General features: G+C 49.0%; 16 protein-coding genes, 3 tRNA genes and 1 other RNA gene. 18 read left to right on the top strand and 2 right to left on the bottom strand.

The window, feature by feature from the left end:
• Positions 1 to 18 precede the first annotated feature (18 nt).
• From tadA to FCL47_RS21630, 18 genes are all read left to right on the top strand, one after another.
• Positions 19 to 483 (top strand): tRNA adenosine(34) deaminase TadA, encoded by a 465-nt coding sequence (gene tadA / locus FCL47_RS21715; RefSeq protein WP_136815823.1) that lies wholly within the window; start codon positions 19 to 21, stop codon positions 481 to 483.
• 94 nt (positions 484 to 577) lie between these two features.
• Positions 578 to 663: transfer RNA gene (locus tag FCL47_RS21710), tRNA-Ser, on the top strand.
• Positions 664 to 683: 20 nt separating this feature from the next.
• Positions 684 to 781: signal recognition particle sRNA small type (gene ffs, locus FCL47_RS21705), an RNA gene on the top strand.
• A gap of 51 nt (positions 782 to 832) precedes the next feature.
• Positions 833 to 2,593: a DNA polymerase III subunit gamma/tau gene (dnaX, locus tag FCL47_RS21700; protein WP_136815822.1), complete on the top strand. Its 1,761-nt coding sequence runs from the start codon at positions 833 to 835 to the stop codon at positions 2,591 to 2,593.
• Positions 2,594 to 2,617: 24 nt separating this feature from the next.
• The gene (locus tag FCL47_RS21695) at positions 2,618 to 2,941 is read left to right on the top strand and encodes a YbaB/EbfC family nucleoid-associated protein (protein ID WP_136815821.1); all 324 of its coding nucleotides are present in this window, start codon (positions 2,618 to 2,620) and stop codon (positions 2,939 to 2,941) included.
• Between the two features lie 7 nt (positions 2,942 to 2,948).
• Entirely contained in the window at positions 2,949 to 3,554 is a 606-nt protein-coding gene (gene recR, locus FCL47_RS21690) for a recombination mediator RecR (protein WP_136815820.1), read from the top strand.
• A 439-nt stretch (positions 3,555 to 3,993) separates the two neighbouring features.
• A tRNA-Val gene (locus tag FCL47_RS21685) sits at positions 3,994 to 4,068 on the top strand.
• Between the two features lie 79 nt (positions 4,069 to 4,147).
• Positions 4,148 to 6,076, top strand: coding sequence for a threonine--tRNA ligase (gene thrS / locus FCL47_RS21680; protein WP_136815819.1), 1,929 nt, complete (start codon positions 4,148 to 4,150; stop codon positions 6,074 to 6,076).
• Between the two features lie 377 nt (positions 6,077 to 6,453).
• Positions 6,454 to 6,972: a translation initiation factor IF-3 gene (gene infC / locus FCL47_RS21675; RefSeq protein ID WP_255580803.1), complete on the top strand. Its 519-nt coding sequence runs from the start codon at positions 6,454 to 6,456 to the stop codon at positions 6,970 to 6,972.
• 134 nt (positions 6,973 to 7,106) lie between these two features.
• On the top strand, positions 7,107 to 7,304 hold the full coding sequence (rpmI, locus tag FCL47_RS21670; protein ID WP_136815818.1) for a 50S ribosomal protein L35: 198 nt from the start codon (positions 7,107 to 7,109) through the stop codon (positions 7,302 to 7,304).
• Between the two features lie 100 nt (positions 7,305 to 7,404).
• Positions 7,405 to 7,761: a 50S ribosomal protein L20 gene (gene rplT, locus FCL47_RS21665; protein ID WP_136815817.1), complete on the top strand. Its 357-nt coding sequence runs from the start codon at positions 7,405 to 7,407 to the stop codon at positions 7,759 to 7,761.
• 107 nt (positions 7,762 to 7,868) lie between these two features.
• Positions 7,869 to 8,882 (top strand): phenylalanine--tRNA ligase subunit alpha, encoded by a 1,014-nt coding sequence (gene pheS, locus FCL47_RS21660; RefSeq protein WP_136815816.1) that lies wholly within the window; start codon positions 7,869 to 7,871, stop codon positions 8,880 to 8,882.
• A 60-nt stretch (positions 8,883 to 8,942) separates the two neighbouring features.
• Positions 8,943 to 11,435, top strand: a complete 2,493-nt coding sequence (gene pheT, locus FCL47_RS21655) for a phenylalanine--tRNA ligase subunit beta (protein ID WP_240744336.1) — start codon at positions 8,943 to 8,945, stop codon at positions 11,433 to 11,435.
• On the top strand, positions 11,428 to 11,727 hold the full coding sequence (locus FCL47_RS21650) for an integration host factor subunit alpha (protein WP_240744335.1): 300 nt from the start codon (positions 11,428 to 11,430) through the stop codon (positions 11,725 to 11,727). The genes pheT and FCL47_RS21650 overlap by 8 nt, the downstream gene beginning before the upstream one ends.
• A 42-nt stretch (positions 11,728 to 11,769) precedes the next feature.
• Complete coding sequence (locus tag FCL47_RS21645) at positions 11,770 to 12,138, top strand: MerR family transcriptional regulator (RefSeq protein ID WP_136815814.1); 369 nt, start codon at positions 11,770 to 11,772, stop codon at positions 12,136 to 12,138.
• 93 nt (positions 12,139 to 12,231) lie between these two features.
• Positions 12,232 to 12,308: transfer RNA gene (locus tag FCL47_RS21640), tRNA-Pro, on the top strand.
• Between the two features lie 157 nt (positions 12,309 to 12,465).
• Positions 12,466 to 12,702, top strand: coding sequence for a hypothetical protein (locus tag FCL47_RS21635; RefSeq protein WP_136815813.1), 237 nt, complete (start codon positions 12,466 to 12,468; stop codon positions 12,700 to 12,702).
• A 33-nt stretch (positions 12,703 to 12,735) separates the two neighbouring features.
• On the top strand, positions 12,736 to 13,011 hold the full coding sequence (locus FCL47_RS21630; protein ID WP_136815812.1) for a hypothetical protein: 276 nt from the start codon (positions 12,736 to 12,738) through the stop codon (positions 13,009 to 13,011).
• Between the two features lie 12 nt (positions 13,012 to 13,023).
• On the opposite strand, the gene FCL47_RS21625 is transcribed toward FCL47_RS21630, so the two are convergent.
• Together FCL47_RS21625 and FCL47_RS21620 are read right to left on the bottom strand one after the other, a co-directional pair.
• Positions 13,024 to 13,914 (bottom strand): transglutaminase family protein, encoded by an 891-nt coding sequence (locus tag FCL47_RS21625; protein ID WP_136815811.1) that lies wholly within the window; start codon positions 13,912 to 13,914, stop codon positions 13,024 to 13,026.
• Positions 13,911 to 16,436, bottom strand: a complete 2,526-nt coding sequence (locus FCL47_RS21620) for a circularly permuted type 2 ATP-grasp protein (RefSeq protein WP_136815810.1) — start codon at positions 16,434 to 16,436, stop codon at positions 13,911 to 13,913. The genes FCL47_RS21625 and FCL47_RS21620 overlap by 4 nt, the downstream gene beginning before the upstream one ends.
• Positions 16,437 to 16,502: the final 66 nt, after the last annotated feature.

Here is a 16,502-nt window from a genome sequence, read left to right as displayed (position 1 = left end):
TCATCAGGACGCGCCTCGATGACCATTGATAACTACTGGATGCAACAGGCTTTACTGCAGGCAGAAAAAGCTGCCCTATGCGGAGAGGTTCCTGTCGGCGCAGTGCTTATCGGCCCGGATGGACTGCTGTCGGCAGCCGGCAACAACCCCATTGGCAGACACGACCCAACGGCTCATGCGGAAATCATCGCCATCAGAAGTGCAGCAGAACAACTCCACAACTATCGGCTTCCGGGCACAACACTCTATGTCACCCTGGAACCTTGCGTGATGTGTATGGGAGCCCTGATCCTTGCCCGGATAGAACGTCTGGTGTATGGTGCTGCCGACCCGAAGACCGGTGCGGTCAACTCCCTCTACTCAATAGGCCGGGATGGCCTTTTGAACCACAAGATAGACATCGTCGGCGGTGTTCTTGCCGAACAGTGCGGGGCCTTGCTGAAAAATTTTTTCCAGGCTCGACGAAAAGAAAAAACAAAGTAAAGGAAGCACTTTTTTGGAAAATGCATACTTTTTGATTGCTAAAAGGGTGACGACAGTTTACATAGTACCTCACATTTTTCAGAGCATTTGAGAAGGAGAGGTGACCGAGTGGCTTAAGGTGCACGCCTGGAACGCGTGTGTACGCGAGTACCGTGAGTTCGAATCTCACCCTCTCCGCCAATTATGAGTTCGACTTTGATAGCCGGGCCCTGTGCAACAAAGAATCACCAACTCCGCCAGGTCCGGAAGGAAGCAACGGCAGTGAACCTCTTTGTGTGTTGCAGGTAACCCGGCTATCATTTTTTTCATCGCCCAGCCAGCCACTCACTCTTACCAGCCCCGGTGTTGCATGTCTTATCTCGTTCTCGCCAGAAAAGCCCGACCGCAGACATTTGATCAGGTGATTGGCCAACGCCCTGTGGTCACAACACTTAAAAACAGTATCATCCGCAACCGGGTTGCCCATGCGATTCTCTTTTCCGGAGTAAGAGGCGTCGGCAAGACCACACTGGCCCGCATTATGGCCAAAGCGATTAATTGCCAGGCTGCCCCTGAGAGTCGGCCCTGCGACCAGTGCCCCTCCTGCCGACAGATTGCCACCGGCTCCTCGCTCGACCTCTATGAAATCGATGGTGCATCCAACCGAGGCATCCAGGAAATACGAGAGCTTAAAGAAAAGATACGTTTTCTCCCCACCTCGTCACAATACAAGATTATTATCATCGACGAAGTACACATGCTGACCACCGAGGCGTTCAACGCCTTGCTGAAGACGCTGGAAGAGCCCCCTGCGCACGTCTATTTCATGTTTGCCACCACCGAAATCCATAAGATTCCCATTACCATCCTCTCCCGTTGCCAACAATATGAGCTGAAACGGGTTTCGGCTAAAGAATTGTTTGACCATTTTCAAAAACTGGTACACGCCGAAGGTTTTGAAATAGCCCCCGAGGCACTTTCTCTTATCGTCAGAGAAGCCGGTGGCTCTGTGCGGGATGGCTTGAGCCTCCTTGATCAGATGTTTTCTTACGGGGCGAAAGCTATCAGTAACAAGGATGTCGTCGAGGTCTTGGGACTGGTAAGCCGGGATGTGCTTATGCGTCTTACCAAGGCGCTACTTGATGGGAATAAAAGCGAAGTTTTTCTCAGTCTGCAGGAAATTTTCGATTTCGGCATGGACCTCAAACGCTTCGTCGAAGATCTCATGGACTATTTCCGGACCCTTCTGCTCTGCAAGATCGAAGGATGTGCCGGCCTGATCGATCTTCCCGGCGAAGAACTCCTGCAGTTCCAGGAGATTGCCGCCGACTATACCAGCGAAACACTGCATTTGAAGCTTTCACTGCTGATGGCGATGGCCGATGATCTTAAATTTTCTGCGCAGCCCCGCCTCACCTTGGAGACATCTTTTCTAAAAATAATAGAAGCGTCGAATGTCGTTCCGGTAAGTTCTCTCCTCAGCCGACTTGATGCGATGCTTGCGGCACTGCCGGAAAAACCAACGCCACTGCAGGAGATGTTGCAGGAGAAGAAGCCGGTTGAGGTTAAAAAAAAAATTGAATCCTCAGCCCCACCTGTCTCTCCGCAGCCACCGATAGAAAAAGAGACAACAACACCGGAAAGCCCCCCTGTTGCCGCCGAGCAGCCTGCTCAACCACCCCCCGCGCCAGAACACCAAGCGGCTCCTCCGCCAGCCAAACCGATTGAAGTCCGTCCTCATGAAAAAGATATTCGTAAAGACTGGCTCGATTTCATCAAATATATCAGTGAGCGCAAAGTCTGGATGGCCCAGGATCTGCAGCGTGCAGACAAAATCAAACAGGACATCAACGGGGAGTTACACCTCAGCTACAGTGACCCGGCGAACTGCTCGCTCCTTCGCCAGAAGGAGAACCATCAACTCCTGACGGAATTTGCGTTAGATTTTTTCCAAAAACCACTGAAAGTGCGGTTCATTCTCCCCAAAATAGACGAAACAACCGATGTCAACGGCGATGAATCGCCGCACCGTAAAAGACAACAGTTAGTCAACGATCCACTTGTCGTCATGGCTGCTGAAATCTTTAACGGCCAGGTCGGAGATATCCGCATCGGCCCGAGAAGCAGATAAATTCAATTCAGGAATACGATAAAAATGGACCTTAGTACGATTATGCAGCAGGCGAAAGCCATGCAGGAAAAAATGGCCAAAATCCAGGAAGACCTTGCCAAAAAAACTATTACCGGCAGTGCCGGAGGCGGTATGGTCCTGGTTACTGTCAACGGCCAGGGGGATGTCCTTTCTATAGCCATTGAAAAAGCGGTTATCGATCCGAAAGAAAGCGGTATGCTCGAAGACCTTGTCGTCGCCGCAACCAACGACGCTCTCAGAAAGGCCAAAGAACTGAGCAAGCAGGAATTGGGTCAGCTCACCGGTGGGCTCAACCTCCCGGGGCTTACCAATTTCATGCAGCCGTAAGAGTCCCATGCAGGTTCTCCCTCCAGCTCTGGAAAGGCTTATCGATCAACTGGCACACCTACCCGGTATTGGTCGAAAAACAGCGACCCGGCTCGCGCTGAATATTCTGCGCAAGCCACCCGCCCTTGCCAGGGAGCTGGCCGGGGCCCTCGCTGAACTGCACGGCTCCATCCAGCTCTGTTCATGCTGCTTTTCTTTTTCGGAATCCGATCCCTGCGCAATCTGCGGTGATTCCCGCCGACAATCAGAGATCGTCTGCGTCGTAGAACAGTCGGCCGATCTCATCGCCATCGAGAAAACAGACAGTTTCCGCGGACATTATCATATCCTCCATGGAGTTCTCTCGCCAATGGACGGCATTGGACCCGATGAAATTAAGATCAGGGAGCTGGTGGCCAGGGTGCGAAGCGGCACTATAAAAGAAGTGATAATAGCGACCAGTTCCACCGTACCCGGCGAAGTTACTGCCTCATACCTCATCGACATCCTGCAGGTCGAACCCATCCACCTCACCCGTTTAGCCTGCGGCATTCCAATGGGCATGGATATTAAATATGCCGATAAGTACACCCTGGCCAAGGCAATTGAGGCACGCGCAACAACGCGGAAGTAGTTTATACGTACAATCTTCTAAAAATAATATTGCTTCCACTCCACCAACCGACAAGCGTTCTGGGACTGAAGTCATCGCCAAGGTCGGAATATATTTCTTGTAAAAAGCACAAGAATATTGATAATTAGCCACTAATCCCGCCCAAAAGATTTGCGGGACTCTTTTCAGTACTCGCTTGACGGGTATAAGCTCCTTAACGAAATAAATTTCTTGTAAAAAGCACAAGAATATTGATAATTAGCCACTAATCCCGCCCAAAAGATTTGCGGGATAAGCTCCTTAACGAAATAAATTTCTTGTAAAAAGCACAAGAAATTTATTTCTAAGTCGCTAAAAGGTGTTGCGCGGAAAATTCAATCATGTTAATAAATGGCTCTTGCCAAGCCTGGAAGGAGTTGTGTAAAAGTTTCAAGCGTTTTCGAGGCTAGTATAGCTATCCAGGCGCGTAGCTCAGTGGGAGAGCGCCACCTTGACGTGGTGGATGTCGTGGGTTCAATCCCCTCCGCGCCTACCAAAGATAAAAGGCTAAAGTGCGAACACCATCTGTTCAGGGTGTTAATTCTTTAGCCTTTATTTTTATATAGAAAAAATTCATGACTGATATAACCGTTTCCCTTACAGGAGGAGAATCAACCACCGTACCTGCAGGCAGTAGCGTTCAGGATGCTCTGGCTTCCCTCCTCTCCAACAAACAGCGTAAGATTACCGTAGCGGCCAAAATTGGCGACGCTATTGTTGACTATACCACGCTTTTACATGGTGATACGGTTCTTACTCCGATTCAGATCGGCTCCGATGAATCTCTAGATATCCTGCGCCACAGCACCGCCCATATCATGGCACTGGCCGTCAGAGATGTTTTCGGCAAAGATGTCAAGGTTGCTATTGGACCATCTATTGAAAACGGTTTTTATTACGACTTCTTAAGGGACGAGCCATTCAGCCCTGACGATTTTGAAAAAATTGAGACCAGAATGGCCGAACTGGTGCGTCAAGCTCTGCCATTCACTCGTACAGAGCTACCCAGTGCCGAGGCGATCAAAAAATTCAGCGAAGACCAGGAAAAGTTCAAGGTTGAACTGATCGAAGACCTGCAAACCGACACTGTCTCTTTTTACCATGTCGGCGAATTCGTCGATCTGTGTCGCGGGCCACATTTGCCCAACACCTCTTTTATCAAGGCATTCAAACTGTTGCGCGTTGCCGGAGCATACTGGCGCGGTGACGAAGAGAGAGATGTACTGCAGCGTATTTACGGTACAGCTTTTTATGACAAAAAAGACCTGAGCAAATATCTCAACGCCCTGGAAGAGGCTAAAAAACGGGATCATCGCAAACTCGGCAAAGAGCTGGAGCTCTTCACGATTCAGGATGAAATCGGACCCGGCTTGATTCTCTGGCAACCCAAAGGCGCCCAGCTACGTCGGCTCATTGAGGACTTCTGGAAAGACGAACACTATCGTCATGATTACGAACTGCTTTATACCCCGCATATAGCCAGGCAGGATTTGTGGCAGACTTCCGGTCATCTCGATTTTTACAACGAGAACATGTATTCGCCAATGGATATTGACGAAGTACTGTATCAGTTGAAACCGATGAACTGCCCTTTCCACATCGGCATCTACAACAGCCAGAAAAAAAGCTATAAGGACCTGCCCGTTCGCTGGTGTGAACTCGGCACCGTCTACCGCTACGAAAGAGCCGGGGCATTACATGGCCTTTTTCGAGTTCGCGGTTTTACCCAGGATGATGCACACATATTCTGTCGCCCGGATCAACTGGAAGACGAAATATTTAATATTCTTGATCTCAATCTGCATATCCTCAAGTCTTTCGGCTTTGATGAGTATGATGTTTATCTGTCGACCCGACCGGAGAAATCTGTCGGCAGCGACGAAAATTGGGAAAAGGCTACCGAATCGCTGAAACTGGCCCTGGAAAAAAAGGGACTCAGTTATATGCTTGACCCGGGTGAAGGCGTTTTCTATGGCCCAAAGATCGATATTAAAATAAAGGATCAATTGGGTAGATCCTGGCAATGTTCCACCATTCAGGTTGATTTTAATCTTCCTGAAAGGTTCGAAATGAGTTATACGGGTGCCGACAATAGTCAGCACCAGCCGATCATGATCCATCGTGCACTGATGGGGTCACTGGAGCGTTTCATCGGAGTATTGATCGAGCATTATGCCGGAGCCTTTCCTCTCTGGTTTGCTCCGGTACAGGCGCGGATTCTCAACATCACCGACGATCAGGCGGAATACGCTGAGACGGTATTCAACGAACTGCGTAAGGCAGGTCTGAGGATTGAAAAAGATCTGCGCAATGAAAAACTGAACTATAAAATCAGGGAAGCACAAGTTGCAAAAATCCCATATATGCTTATTATCGGGGACAAAGAAAAAGCCGACAATACGGTTACTATCCGTCTTCGCGACGGGAAGAACCTGCCGCCGATGACTGTTCCTGAATTTGCCGCACGTATTGCAGATGAAGTTCGGGCTGGCAGGGGTTATTAGTGAATTAGAAATAATTTTCTTGTGCTTTTGACAAGAAAATTATTTCGTGAATGAACTTATCCCCCTCAAGGGGGGATTGTAAAGAACACCCGTCAAGCGAGTACTGAAAAGAGTCCCGCAAGTCTTTTGGGCGGGGTTAGTGATTAAAAGATGAACTTATCCCCCTCAAGGGGGGATTGTGAAGAATACCCGTCAAGCGAATACAAACAAGAGTCCCGCAAAGCTTTTAGGCGGAGTTTATGCAGCAAACTCATAAAAATAATTAATGTAAAATAAACCCGGAACCCAAAAAACAAGAAACACCGGGAAACAACACAATATTAAGCTCGTAGAATCGGGGAGGTAAAGTTATTAATAAAAGAGGAAAGACTGGTCCAGTGCAACGTGATGATAAAGCATTAATGAATGATGCTATCCGCTTTCCCAACGTCAGACTTATAGGCGATGACGGAACCCAGCTGGGTGTTGTTTCAACAGAAGAAGCACGAAACATATCAAACGAGGCAGGACTTGACCTGGTAGTCGTCTCGGAAAATGCGGATCCGCCGGTATGTCGGGTCATGAATTACGATAAATTCCGCTACGAGCAGAAGAAAAAGACCCAGGAAGCTAAAAAGAAACAGACGATTGTAGAAACAAAAGAGATCAAATTTCGACCCAAAACCGACGAACATGATCTTAATTTTAAAATCAATCATGTTAAAAAGTTTCTCGCCGCTAAAAATAAAGTAAAATTGACCATGCGATTTCGAGGCCGGGAAATCGTCTATTGTGAGACAATCGGTGTTGATGCCATGAATAAGATTGCCGAAGCACTAGCCGAGGATGCCATCATCCTCCAGCCGCCACGAATGGAAGGTCGCCAACTGGTTATGTTTGTTGGCCCGAAAGTATAAGTATGCAGTAAGAGCCCCGTTAAGCTCAAAATTATATAAAAACAATTGCTGTTGAATGCTGTATCATTTCTCCAGCTGATACTTTTAACTTACCTTCAACAGCCGAAATATTGAGGTGTAAAGGAGTAAATGTCATGCCAAAAATGAAAACCAACAGGGGCGCAGCCAAGCGTTTCAAACTGACTGGATCTGGAAAAATCAAGCGTAATAAAGCATTTTCCAGTCACATTCTGACCAAGAAATCGACCAAGCGTAAACGTGGTCTGCGTCAAGCTGATATAGTTGATTCGGCAAATTACAAAGGAATCAGGCGGATTTTACCCTACATGTAATTGATGAGGGTGTTGTTCTGTCTTATTGAAAAACGCTTTTGTCTGGACCGTATTAAGAACCTGCCGCACTGTGTCGGCTTGGAATAGAAGGAGTTAAGAGATGCCACGCGTAACACGAGGTTTTAAAGCCCGTAGAAGAAGAAACAGGGTACTGAAGATAGCCAAAGGATTCAGAGGCGGTCGTTCACGTCTTTATAAGAGTGCAACGGAAGCTGTTGACCGCGCATTGGTCTATGCCTATCGCGACAGACGTACCAAGAAAAGAGATTTCCGTCGTCTGTGGATCGCCAGAATTAATGCTGGCGCCCGGATGAACGAGATCAGTTACAGTCAATTGATGGGTGGCCTCAAAAAGGCCAATGTCGATCTCGATCGTAAAGTGCTCGCCAATCTGGCGATACTTGATGCGGATGCTTTTACCAGAGTTGTTCAGATAGCCAAAGAAGCAAACGCATAACAGTTTTCCCCGCTAGCTTTTTTTCTGCGTGCCGGTCATTGGTTACGAATTGTAACAACCAATAACCGGCACGTTGTTTCTTTCTGCACCTAACTTTTACATTCAACATGGAACAAGAGCTACAGAGCTTAGAAACCGAGGCCAGGCAAAACCTGCAGAGCTTGGACGATAAAAGCCTGCTGGAAGATTTCCGCGTCCGTTTTCTCGGCCGCAAAGGAAAGTTCAGCACGATCATGCGCCAGCTGGGCACAGTGCCGGCAGAAGACCGACCGCGGGTCGGGCAGTTGGCTAACAGTATTAAAGCTGAGATAGAAAAACTGTTTGAGGCAAAACAACAGCTGCTCGAGGCTTCGCCTGACGGTTCCAGATCGCATACGGGGCCTGATCTCACCTTGCCCGGCCGCTATCCAGCTCCAGGGAAGCTGCATCCAATCAGCCAGGTTATGAATGAGACCTGTGCAATTTTCGAAAATCTTGGATTTTCTGTAGCTGAAGGACCTGACATCGAGCTGGATTATTATAATTTTGAAGCGCTCAATATCCCCGCCCATCACCCTGCGCGGGACATGCACGACACTTTCTATGTGAGTGATTCAGTACTGCTGCGAACGCATACTTCACCAATGCAGGCCCGAATTATGGAAGCGCAGCAGCCGCCGCTGAGGGTCATCGCGCCAGGCAAGGTATATCGCTGCGATTCCGATATTACCCATACCCCGATGTTCCATCAGGTTGAAGGGTTTTTAGTCGACAAAAACGTCTCCTTCGCCGATCTCAAAGGCGTTTTAACCGTCTTTACCCAGAAGATGTTTAAAAAGGATTTGCCGCTGCGTTTTCGCCCCTCTTTCTTTCCGTTCACCGAACCCAGCGCCGAAGTGGATATTGCCTGTGTGATGTGCGATGGAGCTGGTTGCAGAGTCTGCAAAAAAACCGGTTGGCTCGAAATTCTGGGCTCGGGCATGATTGATCCGGAGGTATTTAAAATGGTCGGATACGATCCTGAAGTATATAGCGGATTCGCCTTTGGCCTTGGGATCGAGCGGATCGCCATGCTCAAATACGGCATTGACGATATTCGACTTTTTTACGAAAACGATCAGCGTTTTCTGGCGCAGTTCTAGCTTGAGTGCAGGAGGGATTTCATCCCGGCTTGCACGTGGATATGCATGCCATGAAGGCCAATGCCCGGTTCATCTGGGTCAGTCAGTTTCACTACAATCAACAATATTGCCATGAAGTTTACTCTTAACTGGTTAAAAAAATATATAGATATTCAGGGCCTCACGCCGGAAGAGATTGCTGAACATCTTACCATGCTGGGACTTGAGGTTGACACACTTGCCCCGCTCTATCAGGAGCTGGCCGAGCTGAAAACCGGACTGGTCACATCAGCGGTTAAGCATCCCGACGCCGACAAGCTGACCGTCTGTCAAGTACAGATCGGAGAGCAAAGCCACCAGATCGTCTGTGGCGCGCCTAATGTTCGACAAGGGTTGGCGGTTGTGGTTGCCCTGCCCGGTACTGTCCTGCCCGGAAACTTTAAGATCAGCAAATCTAAAATACGCGGGATTGAATCTTTCGGCATGATCTGTTCTGAAAGAGAGCTTGGTCTGAGCAACGAACACGACGGCATAATGGAGCTGCCGCAGGCAACTGCGCATGGCCAGTCTTTCATCAACTCCCTCGACCTCGAAGATATTTTCGTTGAAGTAGATCTGACCCCCAACCGACCAGATTGTGCCTCTGTAATAGGTATTGCGCGGGAAATAGCCGGCGTCGTTCGAAAACCTCTCACCTTGCCGGTACAAGAGGCAGAAATAGCTCACCCAAGCAGTGATTTTTCAGTCATCATCGAAGCAGATGAGCTGTGTCCCCGCTATGCTGCACGCCTCGTCAAAGATGTGAAAATCGGTCCGTCGCCATGGTGGTTGAAAAAATGTCTTCTTAACGTTGGGCTCAGACCGATTAACAACATTGTCGACATAACCAACTTCGTGATGCTCGAATACGGCCAACCACTGCATGCGTTTGATTTTGATACCCTTGCCGGTCAAAAAATTGTGGTTCGTACCCCACGTCCTGACGAGATGACTTTTGCCACCTTAGACGATGCAGGACGCCAGCTCGACTCCGAAATGCTCATGATATGCGATGGTGAAAAACCTATTGCGGTCGCCGGTGTCATGGGCGGACTGAACTCCGAAGTCACCGAAAAAACAACCAATATTCTCCTCGAGAGTGCCTGCTTCAATTCCGTCTCTATTCGTAAAACCGCCAGAAAACTGAATATGGCAACGGATGCATCGTATCGCTTTGAAAGGGGTGTAGACCCCGAGGGTACCATAAATGCACTCAATCGCGCCGTGGAATTAATGGTTGCCGTGGCAGATGGTCAAGCTGCCGATAACGGTATTGACTGCTATCCCGGCAAAACCGAAAAACCTGCGATCACTTTAAGTGTTGCCAGGACCAATGAGCTGCTGGGCATAGAGTTGAAGACCGAAGGAATTATTGATCTTCTTGAGTCCATCGGTATCGGCTGTCAGCTGGCCGAAAACGACAAATTAACCATTACGCCTCCTTCTTTTCGGATCGATATCGAAAGAGAGGCGGACCTGGTGGAAGAGATCGCCCGCCTCTACGGCTACAATAATATCCCGGCAACGCTCCCGAAAGTAAAGCTCAGCTATCCTGAGCAGGACAGTAATCGTGCGAGACGATTGGCGCTTGCTGAGCGTCTCACTTCCATCGGGTACACCGAGGCGATCAACTACAGTTTTATATCGGAAAAACATGCTGAGATGCTGAATATTGCCGATAGCGACGCGCGATTTTCTCCGGTTAGGCTGCTCAATCCGCTCAGTGAAGACCAGTCGGTTATGCGCACAATGCTGCTGCCCGGCTTACTGGAGACCGTTAAAAGAAATATCAATCACCAGAAAACGGCAGTTAAGATGTTCGAGATCGGTAAAGTCTTTATTCCTGCGGGCATCAATGTCCAGCCAGGCGAAGTAATGCTTCTGTCTGGTGTCCTCTCCGGAAATCGACATGGAGAGAGCTCGCCGCTGCACTTCAAACAGGAACCGGTGGACATCTTTGACGTCAAAGGCGCGGTGGAGTTCATTTTCCATGAGATGGGGCTGGGACGCATCGGAGAACAGGAGGCAATACGCTTTGCTCTCCCGGAAAATGGCGGTGAACCTTTTGCTGAACAACAATATGCGCTGAATATATTCGCCGGAGAAGTACAACTCGGTTCACTCGGCAAGATCAAAGCCGAGGTACTTCGACGATTCTCGATTAAACATGATGTATTTTATTTTGATCTTTTCTATGATAGAATTTGTGATCTCGAGACGGAAGGCAAAAAATTCTCATCTTTACCGGTATACCCATCGGTAAAAAGAGATATTGCCCTTGTCGTCGCCGACAATGTTTCGGCCGGGGAGCTTTTAGCCAGAGTGAGAAACACTCGAGATAAACTCATCGAGAGTTGTGATATTTTTGATGTTTTTAAAGGAGCAAAGATACCCGATGGGTATAAAAGTGTTGCTCTTACCATTACCTATAGATCTGAAACAAAAACGCTGACGGAAAAAAATGTGGAAAAATCCCATTCTAAAATAGTACGTTTGCTTAGTGATGAATTTGAAGGGAGTTTCCGCAATGCATGATAACAGCATAAATAATCTTACCAGAAAAGAACTGACCGAAACCTTAGCCAATCAGCTTGGCTATTCGCAAAGCAACTGTGCACAGATTGTCGACAGCTTTCTTGACAATATGAAAGGGTCGATGCTGTCCGGCGAATCGATAAAGCTTGTCCATTTCGGCACCTTCACGGTACGGGACAAATCGCCGCGCAAGGGTCGGAATCCACGCACAGGTGAAACCATTACCATCAAGAAGCGCCAGGCCGTAAGTTTTCGGCCCAGCAAGAAGCTCAGGGAGCAGGTGAATAGCTAGTAAATATTTCCGACCCCTGATACAAGTAGAGATGAGGCTGGCATGACGAAGACAGCAATACCAGACAAGCTCTATTTCAAGATCGGTGAAGTGGCAAAGATGGCCGATGTGCCGACGCATGTCCTTCGCTATTGGGAGTCGGAATTTCCAGGAATTAACCCTAAAAGGGCGAACTCCAAACAGCGACTGTACCGGAGACAGGATGTTGAGCTGATACTTGACATCAAGACACTCCTGCACGAGCAGGGATATACTATTGCGGGGGCCAGAAAATTTCTCGAAAGCGGGCAAAAACCTGGCCAGGCGGGAGCGGTAATCCTCCCGAACACGAAAGTATCTGAAACACTGCAAACTATTAAACAGGAACTGAAAGAGCTGCAAAACCTGCTCACCAGCAAAAAAGAAAACTAACTCCGCCAAACAAGAAAATGATCGGGGAAATACTAAATTCTACTAGATGCGGTTGACAGCAATTCCAACAAATGGTAGATACACAGCACGTGTCGGGATGTAGCGCAGCTTGGTAGCGCACTTGTCTGGGGGACAAGGGGCCGGAGGTTCAAATCCTCTCATCCCGACCAACGAATTCAGGGACTTAAAGCCGTCGGCTTTAAGTCCCTTTGTTATTTTTGCTGTAAATATGATATTTTTATCTGGTGTAGAGATGGTTTGAGTTTAATTTTGAAAAAGTGTTGAAATTATAAATAACTTCCATATTTTTATTTTCATGAGGACATAATGTTTGTTCAACTCCACAAACTAATTTTAACCGCACTTATGGCAACCATGCTCACTGCATGTTCAAATTCTGACGAGCCGGCGGAAAAAGGACGTACCGAACAGGCTACCGACAAAATTGCCAAAGAGGCAGTGAGGAGTATCGAGACGCCGATTGAGCAGGCAAATCTGGCAAAAGAGCTGACAGAGCAGCACAACAGCGCTGTTAAAAAAAATGCCAATTCCGTCGGAAAATAATCCCTCGAAGACAGCACGAGGTTACAACTCATTATGAAAGCATCCGGATTTACGGCTGAGGTTCTACCAGAAGATATCCAGAGAGATTTAGAGAAAGCGTGTGCCCTGCATCAGCGTGCGGTTTCCGACTATGCTCAGTGCGAGCAATTCAGCAGGTTGATGTCCGACCTGCTGGCAAGGCTGGAAGATGCACAATGCTTCAACACCGCCGACAAGGTCATGGCTATCCTGCTCGATTGTAGTCCCAAGACAGGTACCCATTGCGAGAAATCGACCATCATCAGTCAGAAAACCAAAAAGCTCAGCTGATATTTCCACCTTTTACACTAAAGCTTCTTCTTGCCTCGCAACATCAACCATAACCGACAGCATATGCGCCCCTCCCCCCATGACCACTCCTTTCACCGGAGCCACATCACCGTAATCACGTCCCCAGGCGACGGTAATATAGCTTTCATTAACAATTAAATTGTTGGTGGGATCAAGGTCAACCCAGCCAAAATCAGGCAGAAAAACAGAAATCCAGGCATGGGATGCATCTGCACCGACTAATTTTGGTTTTCCGGGCGGAGGAACCGTCTCCATATACCCGCTCACGTAGCGTGCGGCAAGGCCAAGACCGCGCAGACAGCTAATGGCAAGATGGGCAAAGTCCTGGCAAACGCCCTTCCTGTTAATCAATACCTGCTCGACAGTCGTATCAACAGTACTCGCATTCTTATCGTACGCAAATTCCGTAAAAATACGCCGAACCAGATCGGTGGCACCGACCAGCACCGGAGTCCCCGGAGGAAAAGATTGTCTGGCATAATCTGTAGCTGTTGCATTGACCGTGACGAGCGGGCTGGCAAAAACAAACTGCGACGCCTCAAGTTCAATCAGCTGTCTGCGTTCAGCCAACCGCTGCGCCACTATTTCGTAAGGAGCAGTTGCATCATTCGGTTCCGGAATGACCGGGCGGGACGTTCTGACGATACTGGTGGCTGACATAGCCAGTTCATTATGCGGATGCTGCACCATGAACACATGCACCGTATTGCCGAAATAATCGGTTCGGCAATGTAGATACTGGGGTTTGGGCACTATCGACAATTGACACGAAAGGACCTCTTGCGACGGCGTTCGGCGGGGATGCAGCAAGAGTTCATTCTGTGAGAGTGAGGCCGGTGCAGAATACTTATAGCTGGTATTATGAATGATACGGTATTTCATACTAAACGATCCCCTGGAATCATTGTGTAATGGGGAGTTGCAGGGACTCGACTGAGATAATGTCCGCTGATTTGCTGGCCGAACTCTTTAAGCAGTGCCTCCATGCATTCAAGAAATGGTGTCAGCGTGTCATCCTGAGATTTCTGGGCACCGCATTCGATCCCGGTGAGGTCGAGTAATCGAACGGTGGTGAGCATCTTCAAAGCAATCCTTTCCTCAGCACAGGAAAACCGCCGTTCACTCTGCCGGGGCAGGTGTTCCACGTGGCTCGCAAGCTGGCTGAACTGGAAAGCCAGAGATTTAGGGTTGCTTTCATCAGCCAGCAGGAGGTCCAGTACCGGTGCCAGTTGAAATGTGGATTTGTATCTGGCCCGATAGGTCATGAGGCTATCAGACACCTCCAGCAGAGATTGCAAAGTATTCCGGGAACCGCTGCAAACCTGGGGAAGGCCGAACCGTATAAGAATCGCCTGGTTCAAAGCCCGCTCGACCCTGCGGCCCATATCCATAAAGCGCCACCCCAGCCCCCGGGTCATGCTTTCCATGGCCAGTCCACTAAACGCGCTCAAGGTGAACAAGGTTTTATCTAAGAGTTCGATGGGATCACTGAACGGGTTATGCGCAAATTCTTCCAATCGGTTGATAGCCCGGGACGAATCGGCAGAGAGTCGATCCCGAACATTGCGTGTGGTTTCCTGTACCCGTCGTAAAATAAACACTACACTTTCAGGTTTGTCCTTTCGATACAGGGCATCACGGAGCTGTTGTTGCAGCTCTTTGTAGAACATAAGGCCTGTATCTGCTGCAGTATTCTTGGGAATGATGTTTTTCGTCCGGAGAATGTTGAGCAAGAATTGCAGCTCCGGAATATCTTCTGGTCGATCTTCACCCGATAAGAGTCGATACACCGAACGCAGCAGGCGTATGAGTCCTTCGGCACGCTCAAGATATCTCCCCAGCCACAGTAAGTTGTCGGCAACCCTGCTGGGGAGATCATTGCTGCGCTTGAACTCGGCGACGGCATGAAATCCATCCATCATGGAAAAAGGTTCGACCGGTTTATCTGATAAGACCCAGATATCCTTACTCTGTTGTTGCTCCGGAGAGTTGCCTTTAAGCGTTTCCACATCGCCAGCGGTAATCGCAAGCCCTCCGGGCATAACCGAGAATCCGTGTTCCGTGGCACAGGCAAAAACCCGTATAACGTTATAGCACTGGCTGACGCCACCGGCACCCCATGTTGGCGCAAGGGACGGAGCAAGGTGGCCAGAAACCATATATCGAGAGGGATTCGTTCTTATTTCTGCCATCGAATCAACATAGAGATCGACCACTGCTGATTGATCCATGGCCGGACCGACAGTCAAGTCTTGCAGATTGGCCATGGCGTGCTTGAGCCCATCACTGTTGCCGCACCACCAGCTGGGATGGTTTTCCAGCAGCAGATCTGAACCAAGCATTTGCCGGCAGAGCAGAGGCAGGAAGGTCTTTAATATCGGCGTATCGACAAACCCGCTGCCAATCGGGTTAACAATATCGATGTTTTGTTCACGACATACCTGGATGAGCCCGGCCACTCCATTGGCGGTTTCACGCCGCAGAGCAAAAGGGTCGCTGCCAAGATCAGGAATATGGCGGAAGATGGCCTCTACCGGCTCAAGCCCGGCCAGTTTTTTCAAAAACACCTTGCCGTTGCGTACCGTGAGATCCTGGCCTTCCACCAGTGGATACCCCAGATAGCGTGAGAGCAAGGCATGTTCATAGTAGATACGGCTGTCAGGGCCGGGAGAAAACAACACAATACCAGGGTCTTCTCTTCGAAGAGACGCTCGCTGGATCAGGGCGCGGTGAAAGGTCTGGAAAAACGGCGCTAAGCGGCGAATCTGGGTTTTATGGTAGAGTTCGGAAAATACCCGCGACATGACGATACGGTTTTCCAGGGCATAGCCAAGACCAGCCGGATTAGAAGCATAATCACGGAGTACTTTAAAACGACCATCAAGACCTCGATAGAGATCTACGGCATAGAAAGTCAGAAACCGGTTGCCGGAGGGCTGGATTCCATGGCAGGAAAGCAGAAAGTTGGGATTGGCGAAAACCAGCTCAGCGGGAATGCTGCCGTTTTTCAACAACTCCTGCGGCCCGTAGGTGTCCGCCAGAATTTTTTCGAGCAACAGGGCCCGCTGCGTCACCCCCTCTTCGATCCCTGCCCATTCCCCTTCAGAAATGGGCAATGGAATCATATCAAGCGCCCAGGAGGTGGCCCGTCCGGTGGAATCATCGAAGGGGTTTATCGTAGCGCCATCTTCATGACGCATGTGCCGCGTTTTTTCGTGATACTCTCTGAGGTCGTCAGGAGCTTTGGCATCCAGTGCGTTGAGAATTGGCTGCCAATGTTTGCGGGGCTGAGCCTTACCGGAGAATGCCTCGCAATAAGCATCGGCCGGTAAGGATTCCAGGTCAAAGATGGACACCGGTTTTACTTTTTGACTGGATGCACCATTAATATCTATGTTACTCATAATACTGTTGCTGCCTCATTGTTGCGGTCTTACCGCCACATAATGAGCGACGTAATTGTCGCTCCT

The sequence above is a fragment of the Desulfopila sp. IMCC35006 genome, assembly GCF_005116645.1.
Classification (GTDB): Bacteria; Desulfobacterota; Desulfobulbia; order Desulfobulbales; family Desulfocapsaceae; genus Desulforhopalus_A.
The sequence above is the reverse complement of the archived record's forward strand: the minus strand, read 5'-3'. Positions and strand labels throughout refer to the sequence as shown.